The organism is Mesorhizobium carmichaelinearum (assembly GCF_900199455.1).
GTDB lineage: Bacteria > Pseudomonadota > Alphaproteobacteria > Rhizobiales > Rhizobiaceae > Mesorhizobium > Mesorhizobium carmichaelinearum.
This window is the reverse complement of record NZ_FZQR01000006.1, coordinates 87,692-106,636: the sequence shown is the minus strand read 5'-3', so window position 1 is coordinate 106,636 and position 18,945 is coordinate 87,692. Positions and strand designations below refer to the sequence as shown.

Sequence of the window (18,945 nt, the reverse complement as noted above, 5' to 3'; positions counted from 1 at the left end):
TCGCCGCACGCTTTGACCGATGGCTGCCGCCGGGTCAAGCAATGAACGCATCTGGCGCTTAATTCGCCATGTCGCTCTTGGCCGCCCGGCCCGCGACATAGACCTCGCGCACGGCGCGGTCGTCGCCCAGCGTCTGCAAGAGAAACAATTCCTGCGCCAGCGTCTGCGCCGTTTCCATCCGGAGCCGCATCGCCGGCGTCGCCTGGGCGTCGAGCACGACGATGTCGGCATCGGTGCCCGCTTCCAGCGTACCGATCTTTTCGGCCACCGACAGTGCCTCGGCATTGCCGCGCGTGATCTGCCAGAAGGACTGGAACGGGTTGAGCTTCTCGCCGTTCAGCGCGATTACCTTGTAGCCCTCGTCCATGGTGCGCAGCATGGAATAGTTCGTGCCGCCGCCGACATCGGTGGCGGCGGCGATCCGGATCGACTTGTCGCGGCGGCGAAAGTGCTGATAGCCGAACAGGCCGGAGCCGAGGAACAGGTTCGAGGTCGGGCAGAACACCGCCACCGAACCGCTCTCCGAAAGCGCGTCGGCCTCACGCTCCGACAGATGGATGCAGTGGCCGAACAGGCTCTTTTTGCCCAGCAACCCATAGTGCTCGTAGACGTCGGTATAGTCGCGCGACCAGGGGTAAAGCTGTTGCGTGAAGGCGATCTCGGCATGGTTTTCCGACAGATGCGTCTGCATGTGCAGATCGGGATGTTCGCGGCAGAGCGCGCCGGCCATCTCCATCTGCTCCGGCGAGGAGGTGATGGCGAAGCGCGGGGTGATGGCATAAAACTGGCGGCCCTTGCCGTGCCACTCCGCGATCAGCGCCTTGGTGTCGTCGTAGCCGGATTGCGGCGTATCGAGCACGCCCTCGGGGGCATTGCGGTCCATCATCACCTTGCCGGCGATGTTGAGCATGTTGCGGTCATGCGACTCGGCGAAAAAGGCTTCAGCGGATGCCCTGTGCACCGAGCAGTAGGCGGCCACCGTCGTCGTGCCGTGCCGCACCATCTCGTCGAGGAACAGCCGTGCGATGCGTCGGCCATGCTGCGCGTTGGCGAATTTCGTCTCTTCGGGAAAAGTGTAGGTGTTCAGCCAGTCGAGCAGTTCGGCGCCATACGAGGCGATGACCTGCATCTGCGGGAAATGCACATGGGTGTCGATGAAGCCCGGCAGCAAGAGGTGCGGCCGGTGATCGATTCTTTTGACTCCCTCACCAGCCTGCTTCTCGACCTGCGCATAGGCGCCCGATGCGACGATCCTGCCGTCGCGGATCAGCAGGCCGCCATCTTCCTCGTAACGCCAGGCCGAGTGGTCATCGATGGTTTCGGGCCAGCGCACGAAGGACAGTGTGCGGCCACGCAGAAGTGTCGAAGTCATGCTATTTCCCCGCGCCTTCGAACCAGGCCACCAGCAGCGCCCGTTCCTTGTCGGTGATCTGCGAGACATTGGCGGGCGGCATGGCGTGGCTGCGACCGGCCTGCAGATAGATCTCGCGGGCGTGGTTGGCGATTGCCGCATCACTGTCGAGCATCACGCCCTTGGGCGCATGATAGATGCCTTCATAGACCGGTTCCTGAGCATGGCACATCGAGCAACGGCCGAGCACGGTGTCGCGCACCGCCGGGAAATGCGCCGAGGCGATATAGATGTCCGCCGAGGCGGACGCCTTGGGCTCACCCGTCAGCACCTTCGGCACGGTCGACAGCCAGATGATGATGACGAACAGGACAAGGGCGCCGAGCCAGGTCCAGTGTGGGTTGCCGGCACGCTTGTGCACGGTGTTGAAATAGTGCCGGATCAAGACGCCGATGATGAACACCAGCGAGGCGATGACCCAGTTGAACTCGGTGCCGAACGCCAGCGGATAGTGGTTCGACAGCATCAGGAACAGAACGGGCAGCGTCAGATAGTTGTTGTGGAGCGAGCGCTGCTTGGCGATCTTGCCGTATTTCGGATCTGGCTTGCGGCCGGCGATCAGGTCGGCGACGACGATCTTCTGGTTGGGGATGATGACCATGAAGACGTTGGCCGACATGATCGTGGCGGTGATGGCGCCCAGATGCAGGAAGGCGGCGCGGCCGGTAAACAGGTGGGTCAGCCCCCAGGCGATGAACACCAGCACGCAGTAGAGCACCAGCATCAGGCCGGTGTCGCTTTTGCCAAGCGGCGAGCGGCACAGCAAATCATAGACCACCCAGCCGACACCGATGGTCGCCATCGACAGCAGGATGCCGACCGGCACCGACATTGGCAGCACGTTGGGATCGATCAGGAACAGATCGGCGCCGGCATAATAGACCACGCACAGCATGGCGAAGCCTGACAGCCAGGTGGCGTAGGATTCCCATTTGAACCAGGTCAGGTGCTCCGGCATTTCGGCCGGCGCCACCAAATATTTCTGGATGTGGTAGAAGCCGCCGCCATGTACCTGCCATTCCTCGCCGAAGGCGCCGACAGGCATGCCGGGACGCTGGCGCAGGCCGAGATCAAGCGCGACGAAATAGAAGGACGAGCCGATCCAGGCGATGCCGGTGATGACATGCAGCCACCGCACGGCGAAGCTCAGCCAGTCCCAGAAAATCGCGAAATCCATCATTTGAAATCGTCCCTGCCGATTGGCTGACTTTACGGTGTCGCACGCAAACGGAAAGAGGCGAGGTGTACGATGACTTTCAAAAAAAAATGGAAAATACTAGGTTGGCTATACGCAGCCGCATGAGAGCCACGAAACCGCATGGCCTATCTCGACAACATCGCCGTCTTCGTCCGCGTCGTCGAACTCGGCAATCTGTCGGCGGCGGGCCGTGACATGCGCATTTCGCCGGCGGTCGCCTCCAACCGCATCAAGGAGCTGGAGAAGCATCTGGGCGTCAGGCTGTTCAATCGCACCACGCGGCAATTGATGCCGACCGAGCATGGCACGGTTTTCTACGCAGGCGCAAAGCAGGTGCTGGAGGCGATCACCGAAGCGGAAGCCGCGGTGTCGGCGCTGTCCGGCCAGCCGCGCGGCACCATCCGCGTGACCGCGCCGCTCGGCCTCGGGCGCCGGCTGGTGGCGTCGGGCATTCCCGATTTCCACGACAAATATCCCGATATCGAGGTGCGGCTGAGGCTCTCGGACCACAATGTCGACATCATGAAGGAAGGCATCGACGTCGCCTTCCGGCTCGGCATCATCGAGGATTCCAGCCTCAGGATGCGCGGCATCATGGAGTGCGAACGCGTGCTGGTGGCGGCGCCGAAATATCTCGAGGCGCGCGGCGAACCGGCCGAGCCGCAGGAGCTGATCGGCAAGAAGCATGACTGCCTGATGCTGCGCTATTCCGGCGCGCGCGAATATGTTTGGACGCTGCAGACCCCCACAGGGCCGCAGAAATTCGAGGTGCACGGCCCTTACGACACCGACGATGGCGATGTGCTGACCGGCTGGGCGCTGTCGGGACGCGGCATCATCAACAAGCCGCGCTTCGAGGTCGAACCGTTCATCCGCGACCGGCGGCTTCAGGTGATCCTGGCCAACACGCCGCCGACGCCGGTGCAGTTCGCCGCCGTCTATCCGCACAAGAAGCTGCAGGACCCCAAGGTGCGGCTTTTGCTCGACTTCATGGCCGAGCGCTGCCAGCGGCTGATTAAGGACCTGCTCGCTGGGCGATAAAGCTATAGGAGCGCTATCGGCAGCGCCGCGTTGATGGCGGTTTTGAGACTAGCAATCACACCGTCCATAAATTTCTGCACCTGAGAAAGAACGATGTGTGACGTGTTCGCGATGCCCATGACCAGCAGAAGGCGGGCGTTCTGCACGTACATTTTAGCATCTTTTTTGGTAATCTCGCCGCCGACGACACCCGCTGCTATGTCGGCCAACGATTGTACATAGGCCTTGGCGTACAAAGGTGTTGACTTCTGGATCTTAACCCACGTCTCTCCGCCGATCGTCGCCGCCTGCTGCAGGATCTGGCCGGTCACTGCACTCACGTCCATATTCGCCCCCTTACGGTTTTGCTGGTTTGTCGACGAGGAACGTCTGGATCGCACCCAGAATGGCTGATTCTAAAGTGTGACCAAGCGCGTTCACTTCCAGCCTGCTCAGGATGCCGCCACTCTCGTGGGCATAATGAAGTTGGTCGACATAGAACTGGACCGAATACAACTGAGACTCACGACAGTCGAATTTCAGATAGTCGTCGGGCAGCTTGGTGCGGCTGGTGGCTACCGTTTCAAAATCACGCAAGGAAGCATCCGAGGCGCACGGGACCATCCCTCTCGTCAGCCTAGCTCTCTGTTCCAATCTCTCCAATACATTGTACGTCGAAGCATAGTACGCCGTCGCCTCTTTAGAGGAATAGTTTCGCTCGCTACCACCTGCCGACGCGGAAGCTAAAAAGGTTGACGTATCTTCTGACAGTTTGTTGAGAGTCTGATCAAACATCGCGTCATATGGCGATACGATCGTGACGCACGCCGTAACAAAAAAGGCGAGAAAAATCAGACAGAAGTCCGCTTTAATACTCTTTTTCAAAGTCACCAACCCCCACCGACGCGGACCGACAGTATCGCCAATTTCTCGTCGGCAAATCAATTTGGTGGGAATTTCTTCAAAGCCGACCCGAAAGATCGCATCGTTGTTTCAACCCCACAAGATAAGCTGCTCGACCTCGTGACCGAGCGCTGCCGGCGACTGATCAACGATCTTCTCGCTGGCAAATAGGGGCTGGCCGGCAAGTCAGCGGCAATTGGCCCAGCGCCAGCGGTTGCCATCCCCTGATGTGGCGAACATAGTCCGGGTTCCGTTTCGTCTTGCAGGAACCATCAATGGACAACGGCGCCACAATGCATCTTGCCGTTTCGCTGTTGCCGGGGACCGCCGACACATCGCCTGGGGAAGAGCCGGAATTCAGTGGTCTAGCTGGTCTTGTGCAAAGGGCCGAAGCGGCCGGGATAGACATGGTGCTGCTTGTCGACTCCGCGCCAGCTTCGAGTAACAACGCCGCAAACAGTACCGTGCCTTTCGAAGCGACCACGCTGCTCGCCGCGCTGGCCACGGTGACCAGCAGAATTGGCTTGGTCGCCGCGGCCTCGACGGTTGCCCATCAGCCCTACAATCTGGCGCGCCGCTTTGCTTCGCTCGACATCATCAGCCATGGCCGTGCCGGCTGGAATGCAGTGATGGCGCAGGCCCCTCGCGAAGCCGCCAATTTTAGCCGGCCGGAAGGGTTTTCTGATACCGACTTTCGCCGCCGCAGCGAGGAATATATCGGCATCGTTCAAGGCCTGTGGCAGAGTTGGGATTTGGATGCGCTGCTGTTCGACAAGACCCGTGGCCGCTTCCATGACCCTGAGAAGATGCACCTGCTCGACCACAAGGGCGAATTCTTCTCCGTGCGCGGTCCGCTGAACGTCGCGCGCTCGCCGCAGGATAAGCCGGTGCTGGTGCTGTCGGGCTTGACGGAAGCCGATTTCGACATTGCCGCCCGCACCGCCGATGTCATTTTGCTGGAGAGCGGATCGGTCGAGAGCGCGAAAGCACGCTTTGATGATCTGAAGCGCCGCGCCACGGCGGCTGGGCGCGATCCGGACGCTGTGAAGGTGCTGACGAATATCTCGCTCACCGCCGAAGACAAGCCGGCCGCCACCGCAGACAGGCTGGAAACCCAATTCCGTGCAAAGAGCTGCGACGGTTTCAACATCCGGCTGCCCCAGCAACGTTCGGCACTCGACGATTTCGCTGATCGCGTTCTGCCGGAGTTACGGCAGCGCGGCCTTGTTCGAGAGGGCTATCGCGGCACGACGTTGCGCTCGCATCTCGGACTTGCCGGCGGAGGTGACCAATGACCGCGCGGATGAAGCTCGGCGCCTTCCTTTGGGCGACCGGCCATCACATTGCCGCCTGGCGCCACCCCAAGGCGTATGTGACGGCCGGCATCGATATCGACCATTACATCCAGCTGGCGCGCACGGCGGAAGCGGCGAAGTTCGACATGATCTTCTGCGAGGATGCCGCCGGCTTGCGCGAGGCCGATGTCGGCATCGCCAGCCAGACGTCGCGCTCGATCGGCTTCGAGCCGATCAGCCTGCTTTCGGCGCTGGCGGTCCAGACCAGCCGCATCGGTCTCGTTTCGACGGCGTCGACAAGCTACAACGAGCCTTATGGCCTGGCGCGGACTTTTCTGTCGCTCGACCATCTGAGCCGCGGCCGCGCCGGCTGGAACCTGGTGACCTCGGCCAGCCCCATCGAAGCCGCCAATTTCGGCTCGACCGGCCTCAAGCCGCATGCCGACCGCTACGAGCGGGCGCGCGAATTCGCCGAAGTGGTCACCCGGCTTTGGCAGGGCAAGGCTCCTGGCCATGACGGCCAAAGCTTTTCGGTGCACGACCCGCTCGACCTGCCGCGTTCGCCGCAGGGCGCGCCGGTCATGGTCCAGGCCGGCGCTTCGGATGTCGGCCGCGACCTCGCCGCCCGCACCGCCGATGTGGTGTTCACGGCGGCGCAAACCTTCGAGGAAGCGAAGGCCTTTTATGGCGATCTGAAGGGGCGCATGGCCGCGTATGGACGTGAACCCGACGACATCAAGATCATGCCCGGCGTCTCACCTGTTGTGGCGGAAACCGAAGCCGAAGCCCGCGAGAAACACGAGGAATTGCAGGCGCTGATCCCCGACGATGTCGGCGTGGCGCTGCTCTCCAGCTATCTCAGCATCTCCGATCTGTGGCGCTACCCGATCGACGGGCCGCTGCCCGAACTGCCGGAGAGCGAGGGCATGAAAAGCCGGCAGGCGCTGGTCATCGAACAATCGCGCCGCGACGGCCTTTCCATCCGCCAGCTTGCCCGCCACTTCGCCGGGGCGCGCGGCCATTGGCGCATCGTGGGCACGCCGGCGCAGGTCGCCGACGAATTGCAGGCACGGTTCGAGGGCGGCGCGGCCGACGGCTTCAACGTCATGCCGTCATACTTCCCGGGCGAGCTCGATGCCTTTGCCACGCTGGTCGTGCCGGAACTGCAGCGGCGTGGCCTGTTTCGCCGGGACTATGAGGGCAACACGCTGCGCGAGCATCTGGGCTTGAAACGGCCGGCTTGAGCCGGCTTCTATGCTTCGTCCATCATGCGGGCCGTGCCTGAAACCCTGATCGAGCTGCCTGTCTCGGCCGGAATATCGGCATGCAGGCGCGAACGCATGGCCATGTCTTCGCCTTGCACGACATCGATCGCGCCGCCATGCGGCCATCTGATGTCGCGCAGGTAGCCGGCGAAGGCAGCCGTCGAGGCTCCCGTCGCCGGATCCTCATAGACGCCGCCGGAAGCAAAGGGGTTGCGCGTATGGAACAATCGTGGCGTCTCGGCATGGGCAAGCAGGATCGTCACCAGCCCTTCGCGTCGCATCAGGATTTGCCCGGCTTTCAGATCGTAGCGCATGGCGGCCAGTGCCTCGCGCGATTTGAGGGCCAGCACGAGGTGGTCGGCGCCGCCGTGGATCAGCGCGGGCGGAATGGCCGGATCGAGATCGGTCGTCGCATAGCCGAACAGCGCCAGCGCCTCGGCAATCAGCTGCGGAGGAGCTGGCTTGCTACGTGTCGGCGGCGACTGCAACGCGGCGGCAACGTTCGCCCCATCGCGGAACCCTTCGACGGTGATGCTGGCCTGGTTGAGGGTCAGCGGGAAAATGCCATCGCCAAATTGCCGGACAAGAGCAGCTCCCAAGGCGATGGTGGCGTGACCGCAGAAGGGAACTTCGGATTCCGGCGAGAAATAGCGCACCCGCCAGTTGTCGCCATCCGGTGCGGCAAAGGCCGTCTCCGAGAACCCCACCTCCGCCGCCAGGCGCTGCATCTCGGCGGCATCCGGCAAGACGTCGCCGATCAGGACGCCGGCAGGATTGCCGCCGGTGTTGCCATCCGAAAAGGCCGCGATTTTCAGAACGTTCATATGCCTTCGCCCATGCTGCAAGGCCGGTGGATACCGCAAATGCATTGTTAGGGCGATTGAAAATGGATGAGCGGGCGGGCAGCCTTGGCTAGTCGGCCATGACCTTGTGCTGCCGGACCTGATGGTCGGCATTTGACGCCGTGTTGTGAACAACCAACGCCGTCATAATCTCGGCGGCCGCGAGTGCGGCGATGACGGGCGGGCGCTTGTCCTTGACGGCGTCGCCGCCGATCGGCGAGACGAGACGGGCAAATTCCGCTTCCGTGCCTTCAGCCGATTTCAGGAACCAGTTCTTGAAGGTCGCTTTCTTGGTCTTTGAACCGATCATGCCGACATAGGCCGCGTCGTCGCGTTTCAGCGCTTCGGCGACGATCAGAAAGTCCAGCGCATGATCATGGGTGAGGATAGCGAAGGCCGTGCCGGCGGGCGCGTTGCGCACCTCGGCCTCGGGCATCGGCGTCAGCCGCGTCTCGACGGTTTCCGGCATGCCTTCCAGCGCTTCGGTCCGCGTCTCGATGACGACGCCGTGCACTGGCAGAAGCGCGATTGTTGCGGCCAGCGCCTGGCCGACATGGCCGCCGCCGAAGATGTAGACATGCGGCAGATGCGCTTCTTCGGCTTCCGCGGCCGCGATCAATTCGGCGGCGAGCGGGGCATCGACAAGACGGATCAGGACTTCGACACGCCCGCCGCAGCATTGGCCGATTTCGGGGCCAAGCGGGACATCGAGCGTGGCGCAGACTTCATCGACCTCGATGCGGCTTCCCCTCCCCCTTGAGGGGAGGGTGGCGGCGAAGCCGTCGGGTGGGGTCGCCGCCGGAGTGCTCGACGCCGCCCTAGTGGTGCCTCCTGAGAGGACCCCCTCTGGCCGCTTCGCGGCCATCTCCCCCTCAAGGGTGGAGAAAAGCATCTGCCGGGCCTTGTCGATCGCCATATATTCGAGCTGGCCGCCGCCGATCGTGCCAAAGATCGCCTCCTGCGAGACGAGCATGAAGGCGCCCTTCTCGCGCGGCGTCGAGCCTTTGGTACCGGCGACTTCGACCAGGGCAACCCGGCCGGCGCTGGCAAGAAAGGCTTTCAGGCTTTGCACTTTCGAAGTCATCATTCGCATTCCCGTGAGGGAAACATAGGGTTTTTCGGCCTGAATTGCACGTTTGCAGGATTCAGGCCTTCGCCTCGCCTTTCAGCCGCTCGATCGTCATCAGCACGCGTTCCGGTGTCGCTGGTGCGTCGAGGCGCGGACAGATCCTATGGTCGGCGACGCTTGCCACCGCGTCCGACAGCGCATGCAGCACGGACATGCCGAGCGGGAAGGGTGGCTCACCGACCGCCTTGGAGCGGTGGATCGTCGGCTCTCCGGCTTCCGGCCAGTCGGCCAAAGTGACGTTGAATATCTTCGGCCGGTCGGAGGCGAGCGGGATCTTGTAGGTCGACGGCGCGTGGGTGCGCAGCCGGCCCTTGTCGTCCCACCACAATTCCTCCGTCGTCAGCCAGCCCATGCCCTGGATGAAGCCGCCCTCGATCTGGCCGAGATCGATGGCGCGGTTTAGCGAGCGGCCGGTCTCGTGCAGGATATCGGTGCGCTCGACCACATATTCGCCGGTCAGCGTGTCGACCGAGACTTCCGAGCACGAGGCGCCATAGGCGAAATAGTAGAAAGGGCGGCCCTGTCCCTTGTCGCGGTTCCAGTGGATTTTCGGCGTCTTGTAGAAGCCCGCGGCCGAGAGTTGAATGCGCGCCATATAGGCCTGCTTGACGAGATCGGCGAAGGCGATCTCCTGGTTGCCGATGCGCACCCGGTTGGGCAGGAACAGCACCTGATCGCGCGGCACCTGGTATTTCTCGGCGGCGAAATCGGTCAGCCGATCCTTGATCTGGCGAGCGCCATTCTGTGCCGCCATGCCATTGAGGTCGGAACCGGACGATGCCGCGGTGGCCGAGGTGTTGGGCACCTTGCCGGTGGTGGTCGCGGTGATCTTCACCTGGTCGAGGTCGATCTGGAATTCTTCCGCCACCACTTGCGCGACCTTGAGGTAGAGGCCTTGCCCCATCTCGGTGCCGCCATGGTTCAGATGCACCGAACCATCGGTATAGACATGGACCAGCGCGCCGGCCTGGTTGTAGTGCGTGGCGGTGAAGGAAATGCCGAACTTGACCGGCGTGAGCGCCAGGCCGCGCTTGATGAAACGGCTGTTGGCGTTGAAGGCCGATATCTCGCGCCGCCGTCGCGCGTAGCTGGCGCTTTCCTCGAGTTCGGCGACGATACGCTGGATGATGTTGTCCTCGACCGTCTGGTGGTAAGGCGTGATGTTGCGGTCGCTGGTGCCATAGAAATTCTTCTTGCGGATTTCGAGCGGATCCTTGCCGACCGCGAAGGCAACCTCGTCGATGACGCGTTCGGCACCGACCATGCCTTGCGGGCCACCGAAGCCCCGGAAGGCAGTGTTCGACACGGTGTTGGTGTAGAGCGGCGCCGACTGGGCATGCACGGCCGGCCAGAAATAGGTGTTGTCGCAATGGAACAACGCGCGATCCGTCACCGGGCCCGACAAATCCGACGAGAAGCCGCAACGCGCGGCGAACATGAAATCGACACCGAGAATGTTGCCTTCGCCGTCGAAGCCGACTTCGTAGTCGACGAGGAAATCGTGGCGCTTACCGGTGGCGATCATGTCGTCGTCGCGGTCGGGCCGGATCTTGACGGCGCGATGGTGTCTTTTGGCCGCGATGGCGGCGAGCGCGGCAAACTGGTTGCCTTGCGTTTCCTTGCCGCCGAAACCGCCGCCCATGCGGCGGATTTCCACCGTGATGGCATTGCTCGGCACGCCGAGCGCATGGCTGACCATATGCTGGACTTCGCTCGGATGCTGGGTCGAGGAATAGATAGTGACGTCCTGGTCCTCGCCGGGAATGGCCATGGCGATATGGCCTTCAAGATAGAAATGCTCCTGGCCGCCGACCCGCATTTTTCCCTTCAGCCGGCGCGGCGCCGCCTTGATCGCAGCGGCGGCGTCGCCGCGCTTCAAGGTAAGCGGCGGCGTGACGAGCTTGTCCTTCCTTGGATCGAGTTCGCCAATGTCGGTGACGAAAGGCAATTCCTTGTACTCGACCTTGGCCAGCCTGGTGGCGCGGCGTGCCTGTTCGCGGGTTTCGGCGATAACGCAGAAGATCGGCTGGCCGAAGAACTCGACCTTGCCGTCGGCGAGCACCGGCTCATCGTGCCGACCGGTCGGAGAAATGTCATTCTCGCCCGGCACATCCTTTGCAGTCAGCACATCGATGACTCCGGAAGCGGCGCGCACCGCCGAAAGGTCCATGCGGGTGATGGTGGCATGCGCGGCGGCCGAGAGCCCGAGGCAGCCATGCAGCGTGCCGGCCGGCTCCGGCATGTCGTCGATGTAGACAGCCGTGCCGCTGACATGCTTGTGGGCGGAATCATGCCGCTGATCGGTAGCGACGCCGCCGACGATCTTCTCGGCCTTGAGATTTGATGTGGCGTGCTTGTTCATCATGCCGCCTCGTTGCGGGACACCTGGAAGGGTGCCCTGGTGCCGGTGGTTTCGACGAAGAAGCGCAGCAACAGATTCTTGGCCGTAAGAGCCCGGTATTTGGCTGACGCCCGCATGTCGGTGAGCGGGGTGAAATCCCCAGCATATTCGGCCATCGCCGTCTCGACCGTCTCTTCGGTCCAGGGTTTGCCGAGCAGCGCCTTTTCGACCGCGGACGCCCGCTTCGGCGTCGCCGCCATGCCGCCATAGGCGATGCGCACATCGGCGACCGTACCGTCCTTGGCCAGCGTCAGGAAGAAGGCACCGAGGGCCGCCGTGATGTCCTCGTCGCGGCGCTTGGTGATCTTGTAGACGGCAAATTTTTCTCCCTTGGCCGGCACGGGCACATGCACGGACTCAACGAATTCGCCCGGTTGCCGGTCCTGCTTGCCATAGGCGATGAAGAAGGTTTCCAGCGGGATCGTGCGCCGCTTCTTGCCCTTGCGCAGCGTCAGGCGCGCGCCGAGCGCGATCAGGGGCGGCGGCGTGTCGCCGATCGGCGAGCCGTTGGCGATGTTGCCGCCGATGGTGCCCATGTTGCGCACCTGTTCGCCGCCGATGCGGTCGAACAAAGGCCCCAGCGCCGGGATGCGTTTGGCCAGAGTCGAAAAGGCTTCGGTGTAGGTGACGCCGGCGCCGATCGATATGACACCCTTGTCTTCGGCGATGGTGCACAGCCCGTCGAGATTGCCGATGAAGACGACCGGCGAGATGTCGCGCATATGCTTGGTCACCCACAGGCCGACATCGGTCGAACCGGCAACGATGGTGGCGCCGGGCTCTTTGTCCAGTATGGCGGCGAAATCATCGACATCAGCCGGCACGATGAGCCGCGCCTTGGCCGAACCGATCTCGATCCGGGCGCCGTCCTGCATGGCTTCGAGCCTCGCCGTGATCGCCTTGCGCTCCACCGCCAGCGGATCCCTTGCCGCCTTGCCGTAGCTTGAGATGGCGTGTGCGGCGCGCATGATCGCTTCATAGCCGGTGCAGCGGCAGAGATTGCCTTGCAAGGCCTTTTCGATGGCCGCGTTCGACGGATCGGGCGATTTCATCCACAAACCATACAGCGACATGACGAAGCCCGGCGTGCAGAAGCCGCATTGCGAGCCATGGAAATCGACCATCGCCTGCTGGACGGGATGCAACTGGCCGGGCTCACCGCGCAGATGCTCGACCGTCACGACATGGGTGCCGTCGAGCGAGCCGAGGAAGCGGATGCAGGCATTGACGCTTTCATAGACCAGCCCACCAGCCGAGAGTTTGCCGACCAACACGCTGCAGGCGCCGCAATCGCCCTCGGCGCAGCCTTCCTTGGTGCCGCGCAGCGAACGGTCGAGCCGCAGCCAGTCGAGCAAGGTCGCGTCGGGCGCCAGCGAGGACAGCACGACATCCCTGCCATTCAGGATGAAGCGGATCTCGTTGCGGACAGAAATCTTGGCCATGCCTCAGCTCCCCCTGTAGGTCGAATAGCCATAGGGCGAGATCAGCAATGGTACATGATAATGCACCGCTTCCGCCATGCCGAAGCGGATCGGCACGCTGTCGAGGAAGGCCGGCTCAGGCAGCTTTGTGCCCTGGCCGCGCAGATAATCGCCGGCCGCGAACACCAGTTCGTATTCTCCGGTGCGGAATTCCGCTCCGGCGAGCAGTGGTGCGTCGCAGCGGCCGTCGGCATTGGTGACAACGGTCTTCAGATGTGCCCGCGCGTCGCCCTCAAGGTGATAGAGCGCGATCGACAACCCGGCAGCCGGCTTGCCGGTCGCGGTATCGAGGACATGGGTCGTCAGACGCCCGCCATCGGCTTTCGACGTTTCTGCCATTGGCCGCCTCCCATCCAGGTACATCAGAACAATAGTGGTGAATTGTGCGCCAATTAAAGGCGATGCATAAGTCCCGGTCGAGCGGAGTGCGACAAAAACACTTTCAAAAATTTTCGGGGGAATGCGAGAAGCACCCTTTCGATATCCTGATCATAACTTCCGGCAGCGTCCGGCAGGGAGGGGTAATGCGTTACGAAAGAGACATGCGCGGCTACGGAGCCAATCCGCCTGATCCGAAATGGCCTGGCGGGGCGCATGTCGCCGTGCAGTTCGTCGTCAACTACGAAGAGGGCGGCGAGAATTGCGTGCTGCACGGCGACAAGGCCTCTGAAGCCTTCCTGTCGGAGATTGTTGGCGCGGCGCCCTGGGTGGGGCAGCGCCACTGGAACATGGAATCGATCTACGAATATGGCGCGCGGGCCGGCTTCTGGCGGCTGCTGCGCCTGTTCAGCGAAGCCCAGGTGCCGGTGACCTGCTACGGCGTCGCCACCGCACTTGCCCGTTCACCCGACCAGGTCACGGCCATGCAGGACGCCGGCTGGGAGATTGCCTCGCATGGGTTGCGGTGGATCGACTATCGCGACCACAGCGCCGAGGATGAGCGCAGTGACCTCGAAGCGGCGATCAAGCTGCATTACGAGGTGACCGGCCAGCGCCCGACCGGCTGGTATACGGGCCGCACCTCGGTCAACACGGTGCGGCTGGTCGCCGAAGAAGGTGGCTTCGACTACGTCTCGGACACCTATGACGACGAACTGCCTTACTGGTTCGAGCATGCGGGCGGCACGCAGCTCATCATTCCCTATACGCTCGACGCCAACGACATGCGCTTCGCCACGCCGCAGGGCTTCAATTCGGGCGACCAGTTCTTTGCCTATCTCAAGGATAGTTTCGACACGCTCTATGCCGAGGGCCGGGCCGGACGGTCGCGCATGATGAATATCGGCCTGCATTGTCGCCTTGTCGGGCGTCCGGGCCGGGTGGCGGCGCTGAAGCGCTTCGTCGACTATGTCCGGTCGCACGACAAGGTCTGGCTGGCGCGGCGCATCGACATCGCCAGGCACTGGCAGGAGAACCATCCCTATAAGCCGGCGGCGCTGCGCCCGTCGAAGATGGAATTCGAGACGTTCGTCCACACTTTCGGCGGCGTGTTCGAACATTCGCCGTGGATTGCCGAGCGGGCCTACGAGTTGGAGCTCGGCCCGGCGCACGATACGGCGGGCGGCCTGCACAATGCGCTCTGCCGTATCTTCCGTGCCGCCAGCGAGACCGAACGGCTCGGTGTCCTCAACGCCCATCCCGACCTTGCCGGGAAACTGGCCAAGGCCAAGCGGCTGACGGCGGAATCGACCCGGGAACAAGCCTCAGCCGGCCTCGACGCGCTGACTGACAAGGAACGTGAACTGTTCTCCAAGCTCAACGCTGCCTACGTCACCACCTTTGGCTTCCCCTTCATCATCGCGGTGAAGGGCAAGACCAAGGAGGAAATCCTCGCGGAATTCGAGGCGCGCATCGGCAACAGCCGGGGCGTCGAATTCGAGACCGCCTGCAAACAGGTCGAGCGCATCGCGCTACTCCGCCTCAAAGACATGCTACCGCAATAGGTTTGAACCCATGGATACGATCAGGATGCCAGAGCGCACCTACTACGCACCGCATGGCGGCCATTCCGGCCAGACGGAACTACTGACAGGCCGTGCCGTCTTCACCGAGGCCTATGCCGTCATCCCCAGAGGCGTGATGCAGGATATCGTCACCAGCGCCTTGCCGTTCTGGGACAAGACCCGCGTCTGGATCCTGTCGCGGCCGCTATCCGGCTTTGCCGAGACGTTCTCGCAGTACATTGTCGAGGTCGCGCCCGGCGGCGGCAGCGAGCGGCCGGAGCCCGACGCCGGCGCCGAGGGTGCCCTGTTCGTGGTCGAAGGCGAACTGACGGTTCTGCTGGGCGGCACGAAACACGTCTTGAGACCAGGCGGCTTTGCCTTCCTGCCGCCGGCGAGTGGCTGGACGGTTCGCAACGAAAGCAAGGCTGCTGTTCGTTTTCATTGGATTCGCAAGGCTTACGAGGTCGTCGATGGTCTCGACGTGCCGGAGGCCTTCTTCACCAATGAACAGGATATCGCGCCGACGCCGATGCCCGGCACCGAAGGCCGCTGGGCGACGACACGGTTCGTCGATCCCGCCGACCTGCGGCACGACATGCATATGACCATCGTCACGCTCGAGCCGGGCGCCGTTATTCCCTTCGCCGAGACCCACGTCATGGAACACGGGCTCTACGTGCTGGAAGGCAAGGGGGTCTATCGCCTCAACCAGGACTGGGTCGAGGTCGAGGCCGGCGACTATATGTGGCTGCGCGCCTTCTGCCCGCAGGCCTGCTATGCCGGCGGCCCCGGCAAATTCCGCTATCTGCTCTACAAGGACGTCAACCGGCACGCCAAGCTCGGCGGGGCGGGCATTGGCGGTCGCGCGCGGTGACCCGCATCACAGCACAGAAGCTGACCCGCGAGAGCTTTGCCGCATTCGGCGATGTCATCGACATGGGCGGCGACAACCACTACCCGATCAATGGCGGCAAGGCCGAGCGCTACCACGACCTCGCCACGGCCGAAGCTGCAGGGCCGAACGCCCGCGTGCTGATCTCGATGGTGCGCGGCACGCCCTACGAACTGCCGCTGAAACTGACCATGGTAGAGCGGCATCCTTTCGGCAGCCAGGCCTTCATTCCGCTGTCGCCGCGTCCGTTCCTGGTCGTCGTCTGCCATGACGGCAAGGAAGGGCCGGGCGAACCGCACGCCTTCATCACCGCGCCCGGACAAGGCATCAACTATTCCCGCAATCTCTGGCACGGCGTGCTGACGCCGCTCGGCGAGCCCCAGGATTTCCTGATCGTCGACCGCGGCGGCGACGGCTCCAATCTCGAAGAGTTTCATTTCTCGCACGCCTACGAGATCCATCTCCCTGAAAGCTTTTGATTCCCATGACCGACATTTCGCTGATCGACCGCCTGCTCGACGTCATCGAGCACGACATCGTGCCGAGGACGGCGGAAGGCGTCGCGCACGGCAACAAGCTGTTCGGCGCGGCGATCCTGCGCAAGGACGACCGCTCGCTGGTGCTGGCCGAAACCAATAACGAGATCGAAAACCCGCTCTGGCATGGCGAGGTGCATTGCCTGAAGCGGTTTTACGAGATGCCCAGGGCCGAGCGCGTCGACACCAAGGACGCGCTGTTCATCGCCACGCACGAGCCCTGCTCGCTTTGCCTGTCGGCGATCACCTGGACCGGCTTCGACAATTTCTACTACCTCTTCAGCCACGAGGATTCGCGCGACAGTTTTGCCATCCCGCACGACCTGAAAATCCTGAAAGAGGTCTTCACCCTCGATCCCGGCGGCTACAATGCCGAGAACGCCTATTGGAAGAGCTTTTCCATCCGCAGGCTGGTGCGGGCGCTGCCCGAGGCAGAACGCCAGCGGCTGGAGACACGCATCGGCAAAATCTCGGTACGCTACGACGAACTGTCCGACGCCTACCAGGCGAGCAAGGGCGAAAACGACATTCCGCTGAACTGAGGTGTGAGGCAGGTAGCGGCACAGGTCGCATAATTCGCTGCTCCAGTCGCGAATGGCGATTGAAAGTTGCGTCGCCACCGGGCGTTATGCGCACCCATGAAAACCATCACTGAATTTCCCCGCAAGGTCGTCGAATTCCCCGATATGGGCATCGTCATGCCGGATGGCTGCCGGCTGTCGGCGCGGGTGTGGATGCCCGAGGATGCCGGCTACAATCCGGTGCCTGTCATCCTCGAGCACCTGCCCTACCGCAAGCGCGACAGCACCATCTTTCGCGATCAGCTGACGCATCCCTATTTCGCCGGCCACGGCTATGCCTCGATCCGCGTCGACATGCGCGGCAATGGCGATTCCGAAGGGCTGATGGACGACGAATATTCCGAGCAGGAATTGCAAGATGCCTGCGACGTCATCGCCTGGGCCGCAAGCCAGCCCTGGTGCAACGGCAATGTCGGCATGATGGGCATTTCCTGGGGCGGCTTCAACTGCCTGCAGGTGGCGGCCAAGCAGCCGCCGGCGCTGAAGGCGGTGATCAGCCTGTGCTCGACCGTCGACCGCTATGCCGACGACATCCACTACAAGGGCGGCTGCCTGCTGATCGAGAATTTCGGCTGGGCCTCGACGATGCTCTCCTATTCGTCGCGGCCGCCGGATCCGCTGATTGTCGGCGACAACCGCTGGCGCGATCTGTGGCTAACCCGACTGGAGAACGAGCCCTTCCTGGCGCCGCTGTGGCTGAAGCACCAGCATCGCGACGCCTATTGGAAACGCGGCTCGATCTGCGAGGATTTTTCCGCCGTCAAGGCAGCCGTGCTGTCGATCGGCGGCTGGCATGACGGCTACCGCAACACGATCTCGCACCTCGTCAGCAACATCGAGGCGCCGGTCAAGGGCATTGTCGGCCCGTGGATCCACAAATATCCGCATTATGCCGGACCCCAGCCGGCCATTGGCTTCCTGCAGGAAGCGCTGCGCTGGTGGGACCACTGGCTGAAGGGTGCCGAGACCGGCGTCGAGGACGATCCCGCCTACCGCGCCTATGTGATGGACAGTGTGCGCCCGGCCCGTTGGCATCCCGAGCGGCCCGGCCGCTGGGTGGCGGAGCAACAATGGCCGTCGCCAGCCATCAAGACGCAAACGGTCGAGCTGATCTCCGCAGGCAGCAAACCGGCCATTGTCGCCTCGCCGCAGAATTGTGGCCTCGCCGGCGGCGAATATTTCCCGTTCACCTTCGGCCCGGAACTGCCGGGCGACCAGCGTCCCGACGATGCGCTGTCGGTGTGTTTCGACCAGCCGGAACTCTCCGAGGCGATCGACATTGTCGGTGCGCCGGAAGTCCAGGTCACGCTCTCGTCCGACCGCCCGCAGGCCAACATTGCGGTGCGGCTCTGCGACGTGCATCCCGACGGCGCTTCGGAACTGATTTCTTATGGGGTGCTCAACCTGACGCACCGCAGTTCTCACGAATTCCCGCAGGCGCTGGTGCCTGGCGAAACCGTGTCGGCGCGTGTCGTGCTCGATCAATGCGCCTACCGCGTGCCGGCCGGCCACCGCCTGCGCATCGCCGTGTCGAACGCCTATTGGCCTATGATCTGGCCCTCGCCGGAGCCGGTCCAGCTGACCTTGTCGGCGGCGAAATTGTCGCTGCCACTACGCCCGCTTGCGCCAGGCGCCGAAGCGACGTTCGCCGAGCCGGAAGGTGCCACGCCTTGGGCGACCGAGACGATCCGTGCAGCCAATTCCGAACGCCATGTCGATCGCGACGAAAAGACGGGAATCGTCACGCTTTCCATAGCGGATGATTTCGGCGCGGTGCGCGATCTCGACCACGGCCTGGTCAATGGCAGCATCGCCCGCGAGACCTGGGCGATCCATCCCGACAATCCATTGTCGGCGTCGGGGAAAACACACTGGACGCAGACACTGTCGCGAAATGGATGGTCGGCCCGCACCGAGACATGGGCCGAGATGCGATCGGACGAACAAAACTTCATCGTCAGCGCCAGAATCGAGGCTTATGAGGGCGAAAAAATCGTCTTCGAACGTAATTTCGAGGAAAAGATTCCGCGCGCGCTTGTTTGAGCGCT

The 18,945-nt window shown here is 62.9% G+C and carries 17 protein-coding genes; 8 read left to right on the top strand and 9 right to left on the bottom strand.

What is annotated here, in order from left to right; all coding sequences use genetic code 11:
- Nucleotides 1-58: 58 nt before the first annotated feature.
- Nucleotides 59-1,372 carry a guanine deaminase gene (gene guaD / locus CKW40_RS15645; RefSeq protein ID WP_095200799.1) on the bottom strand — a complete coding sequence of 438 codons (1,314 nt, stop codon included), beginning with the start codon at nucleotides 1,370-1,372 and terminating at the stop codon, nucleotides 59-61.
- 1 nt (nucleotide 1,373) lies between these two features.
- The gene (locus CKW40_RS15640) at nucleotides 1,374-2,591 is read right to left on the bottom strand and encodes a urate hydroxylase PuuD (RefSeq protein ID WP_095200798.1); all 1,218 of its coding nucleotides are present in this window, start codon (nucleotides 2,589-2,591) and stop codon (nucleotides 1,374-1,376) included.
- 138 nt (nucleotides 2,592-2,729) lie between these two features.
- Here CKW40_RS15640 and CKW40_RS15635 point away from each other — a divergent pair, with 138 nt between their 5' ends.
- Nucleotides 2,730-3,650, top strand: coding sequence for a LysR family transcriptional regulator (locus CKW40_RS15635; RefSeq protein ID WP_095200797.1), 921 nt, complete (start codon nucleotides 2,730-2,732; stop codon nucleotides 3,648-3,650).
- Nucleotides 3,651-3,652: 2 nt separating this feature from the next.
- Here CKW40_RS15635 and CKW40_RS15630 read toward each other — a convergent pair whose 3' ends face one another.
- Both CKW40_RS15630 and CKW40_RS15625 read right to left on the bottom strand, forming a co-directional pair.
- The gene (locus CKW40_RS15630) at nucleotides 3,653-3,976 is read right to left on the bottom strand and encodes a hypothetical protein (RefSeq protein ID WP_095200796.1); all 324 of its coding nucleotides are present in this window, start codon (nucleotides 3,974-3,976) and stop codon (nucleotides 3,653-3,655) included.
- A gap of 10 nt (nucleotides 3,977-3,986) precedes the next feature.
- A complete protein-coding gene (locus CKW40_RS15625) occupies nucleotides 3,987-4,520 on the bottom strand; it encodes a hypothetical protein (RefSeq protein WP_143748308.1) in 534 nt (177 codons plus the stop codon).
- A 287-nt stretch (nucleotides 4,521-4,807) separates the two neighbouring features.
- Between CKW40_RS15625 and CKW40_RS15620 the strand changes: the two genes are divergently transcribed.
- On the top strand, nucleotides 4,808-5,827 hold the full coding sequence (locus tag CKW40_RS15620; RefSeq protein WP_095200794.1) for an LLM class flavin-dependent oxidoreductase: 1,020 nt from the start codon (nucleotides 4,808-4,810) through the stop codon (nucleotides 5,825-5,827).
- On the top strand, nucleotides 5,824-7,071 hold the full coding sequence (locus CKW40_RS15615; RefSeq protein WP_095200793.1) for an LLM class flavin-dependent oxidoreductase: 1,248 nt from the start codon (nucleotides 5,824-5,826) through the stop codon (nucleotides 7,069-7,071). The genes CKW40_RS15620 and CKW40_RS15615 overlap by 4 nt, the downstream gene beginning before the upstream one ends.
- An 8-nt stretch (nucleotides 7,072-7,079) precedes the next feature.
- On the opposite strand, the gene CKW40_RS15610 is transcribed toward CKW40_RS15615, so the two are convergent.
- The 5 genes from CKW40_RS15610 to uraH all read right to left on the bottom strand — a co-directional run bounded on the left by CKW40_RS15610 (nucleotide 7,080) and on the right by uraH (nucleotide 13,284).
- Nucleotides 7,080-7,916 (bottom strand): PhzF family phenazine biosynthesis protein, encoded by an 837-nt coding sequence (locus CKW40_RS15610; RefSeq protein ID WP_095200792.1) that lies wholly within the window; start codon nucleotides 7,914-7,916, stop codon nucleotides 7,080-7,082.
- 88 nt (nucleotides 7,917-8,004) lie between these two features.
- The gene (gene xdhC, locus CKW40_RS15605) at nucleotides 8,005-9,018 is read right to left on the bottom strand and encodes a xanthine dehydrogenase accessory protein XdhC (protein ID WP_095201025.1); all 1,014 of its coding nucleotides are present in this window, start codon (nucleotides 9,016-9,018) and stop codon (nucleotides 8,005-8,007) included.
- A gap of 61 nt (nucleotides 9,019-9,079) precedes the next feature.
- A complete protein-coding gene (gene xdhB, locus CKW40_RS15600; protein WP_095201024.1) occupies nucleotides 9,080-11,425 on the bottom strand; it encodes a xanthine dehydrogenase molybdopterin binding subunit in 2,346 nt (781 codons plus the stop codon).
- A complete protein-coding gene (gene xdhA, locus CKW40_RS15595) occupies nucleotides 11,425-12,906 on the bottom strand; it encodes a xanthine dehydrogenase small subunit (RefSeq protein ID WP_095200791.1) in 1,482 nt (493 codons plus the stop codon). Before xdhA ends, xdhB begins: the two co-directional genes overlap by 1 nt.
- A gap of 3 nt (nucleotides 12,907-12,909) precedes the next feature.
- Complete coding sequence (uraH, locus tag CKW40_RS15590) at nucleotides 12,910-13,284, bottom strand: hydroxyisourate hydrolase (protein ID WP_095200790.1); 375 nt, start codon at nucleotides 13,282-13,284, stop codon at nucleotides 12,910-12,912.
- A gap of 185 nt (nucleotides 13,285-13,469) precedes the next feature.
- On the opposite strand from uraH, the gene puuE reads away from it, so the two are divergent.
- From puuE to CKW40_RS15565, 5 genes are all read left to right on the top strand, one after another.
- Nucleotides 13,470-14,888 carry an allantoinase PuuE gene (gene puuE, locus CKW40_RS15585; RefSeq protein WP_095200789.1) on the top strand — a complete coding sequence of 473 codons (1,419 nt, stop codon included), beginning with the start codon at nucleotides 13,470-13,472 and terminating at the stop codon, nucleotides 14,886-14,888.
- Nucleotides 14,889-14,898: 10 nt separating this feature from the next.
- Nucleotides 14,899-15,762: a bifunctional allantoicase/(S)-ureidoglycine aminohydrolase gene (locus CKW40_RS15580; RefSeq protein WP_095200788.1), complete on the top strand. Its 864-nt coding sequence runs from the start codon at nucleotides 14,899-14,901 to the stop codon at nucleotides 15,760-15,762.
- On the top strand, nucleotides 15,759-16,259 hold the full coding sequence (locus tag CKW40_RS15575) for an ureidoglycolate lyase (protein ID WP_095200787.1): 501 nt from the start codon (nucleotides 15,759-15,761) through the stop codon (nucleotides 16,257-16,259). The genes CKW40_RS15580 and CKW40_RS15575 overlap by 4 nt, the downstream gene beginning before the upstream one ends.
- A gap of 5 nt (nucleotides 16,260-16,264) precedes the next feature.
- Nucleotides 16,265-16,858: a nucleoside deaminase gene (locus tag CKW40_RS15570; protein ID WP_095200786.1), complete on the top strand. Its 594-nt coding sequence runs from the start codon at nucleotides 16,265-16,267 to the stop codon at nucleotides 16,856-16,858.
- A gap of 96 nt (nucleotides 16,859-16,954) precedes the next feature.
- Nucleotides 16,955-18,940: a CocE/NonD family hydrolase gene (locus tag CKW40_RS15565; RefSeq protein WP_095200785.1), complete on the top strand. Its 1,986-nt coding sequence runs from the start codon at nucleotides 16,955-16,957 to the stop codon at nucleotides 18,938-18,940.
- Nucleotides 18,941-18,945 lie beyond the last annotated feature (5 nt).

Coding starts and splice junctions, on each gene's coding strand:
- CKW40_RS15570 (WP_095200786.1), top strand. CDS start 16,265: ATGACCGACATTTCGCTGATCGACCGCCTGCTCGACGTCATCGAGCAC.
- uraH (WP_095200790.1), bottom strand. CDS start 13,284: ATGGCAGAAACGTCGAAAGCCGATGGCGGGCGTCTGACGACCCATGTC.
- xdhB (WP_095201024.1), bottom strand. CDS start 11,425: ATGAACAAGCACGCCACATCAAATCTCAAGGCCGAGAAGATCGTCGGC.
- CKW40_RS15620 (WP_095200794.1), top strand. CDS start 4,808: ATGGACAACGGCGCCACAATGCATCTTGCCGTTTCGCTGTTGCCGGGG.
- xdhA (WP_095200791.1), bottom strand. CDS start 12,906: ATGGCCAAGATTTCTGTCCGCAACGAGATCCGCTTCATCCTGAATGGC.
- puuE (WP_095200789.1), top strand. CDS start 13,470: ATGCGTTACGAAAGAGACATGCGCGGCTACGGAGCCAATCCGCCTGAT.
- CKW40_RS15580 (WP_095200788.1), top strand. CDS start 14,899: ATGGATACGATCAGGATGCCAGAGCGCACCTACTACGCACCGCATGGC.
- CKW40_RS15610 (WP_095200792.1), bottom strand. CDS start 7,916: ATGAACGTTCTGAAAATCGCGGCCTTTTCGGATGGCAACACCGGCGGC.
- CKW40_RS15640 (WP_095200798.1), bottom strand. CDS start 2,591: ATGATGGATTTCGCGATTTTCTGGGACTGGCTGAGCTTCGCCGTGCGG.
- xdhC (WP_095201025.1), bottom strand. CDS start 9,018: ATGACTTCGAAAGTGCAAAGCCTGAAAGCCTTTCTTGCCAGCGCCGGC.
- guaD (WP_095200799.1), bottom strand. CDS start 1,372: ATGACTTCGACACTTCTGCGTGGCCGCACACTGTCCTTCGTGCGCTGG.
- CKW40_RS15630 (WP_095200796.1), bottom strand. CDS start 3,976: ATGGACGTGAGTGCAGTGACCGGCCAGATCCTGCAGCAGGCGGCGACG.
- CKW40_RS15565 (WP_095200785.1), top strand. CDS start 16,955: ATGAAAACCATCACTGAATTTCCCCGCAAGGTCGTCGAATTCCCCGAT.
- CKW40_RS15635 (WP_095200797.1), top strand. CDS start 2,730: ATGGCCTATCTCGACAACATCGCCGTCTTCGTCCGCGTCGTCGAACTC.
- CKW40_RS15615 (WP_095200793.1), top strand. CDS start 5,824: ATGACCGCGCGGATGAAGCTCGGCGCCTTCCTTTGGGCGACCGGCCAT.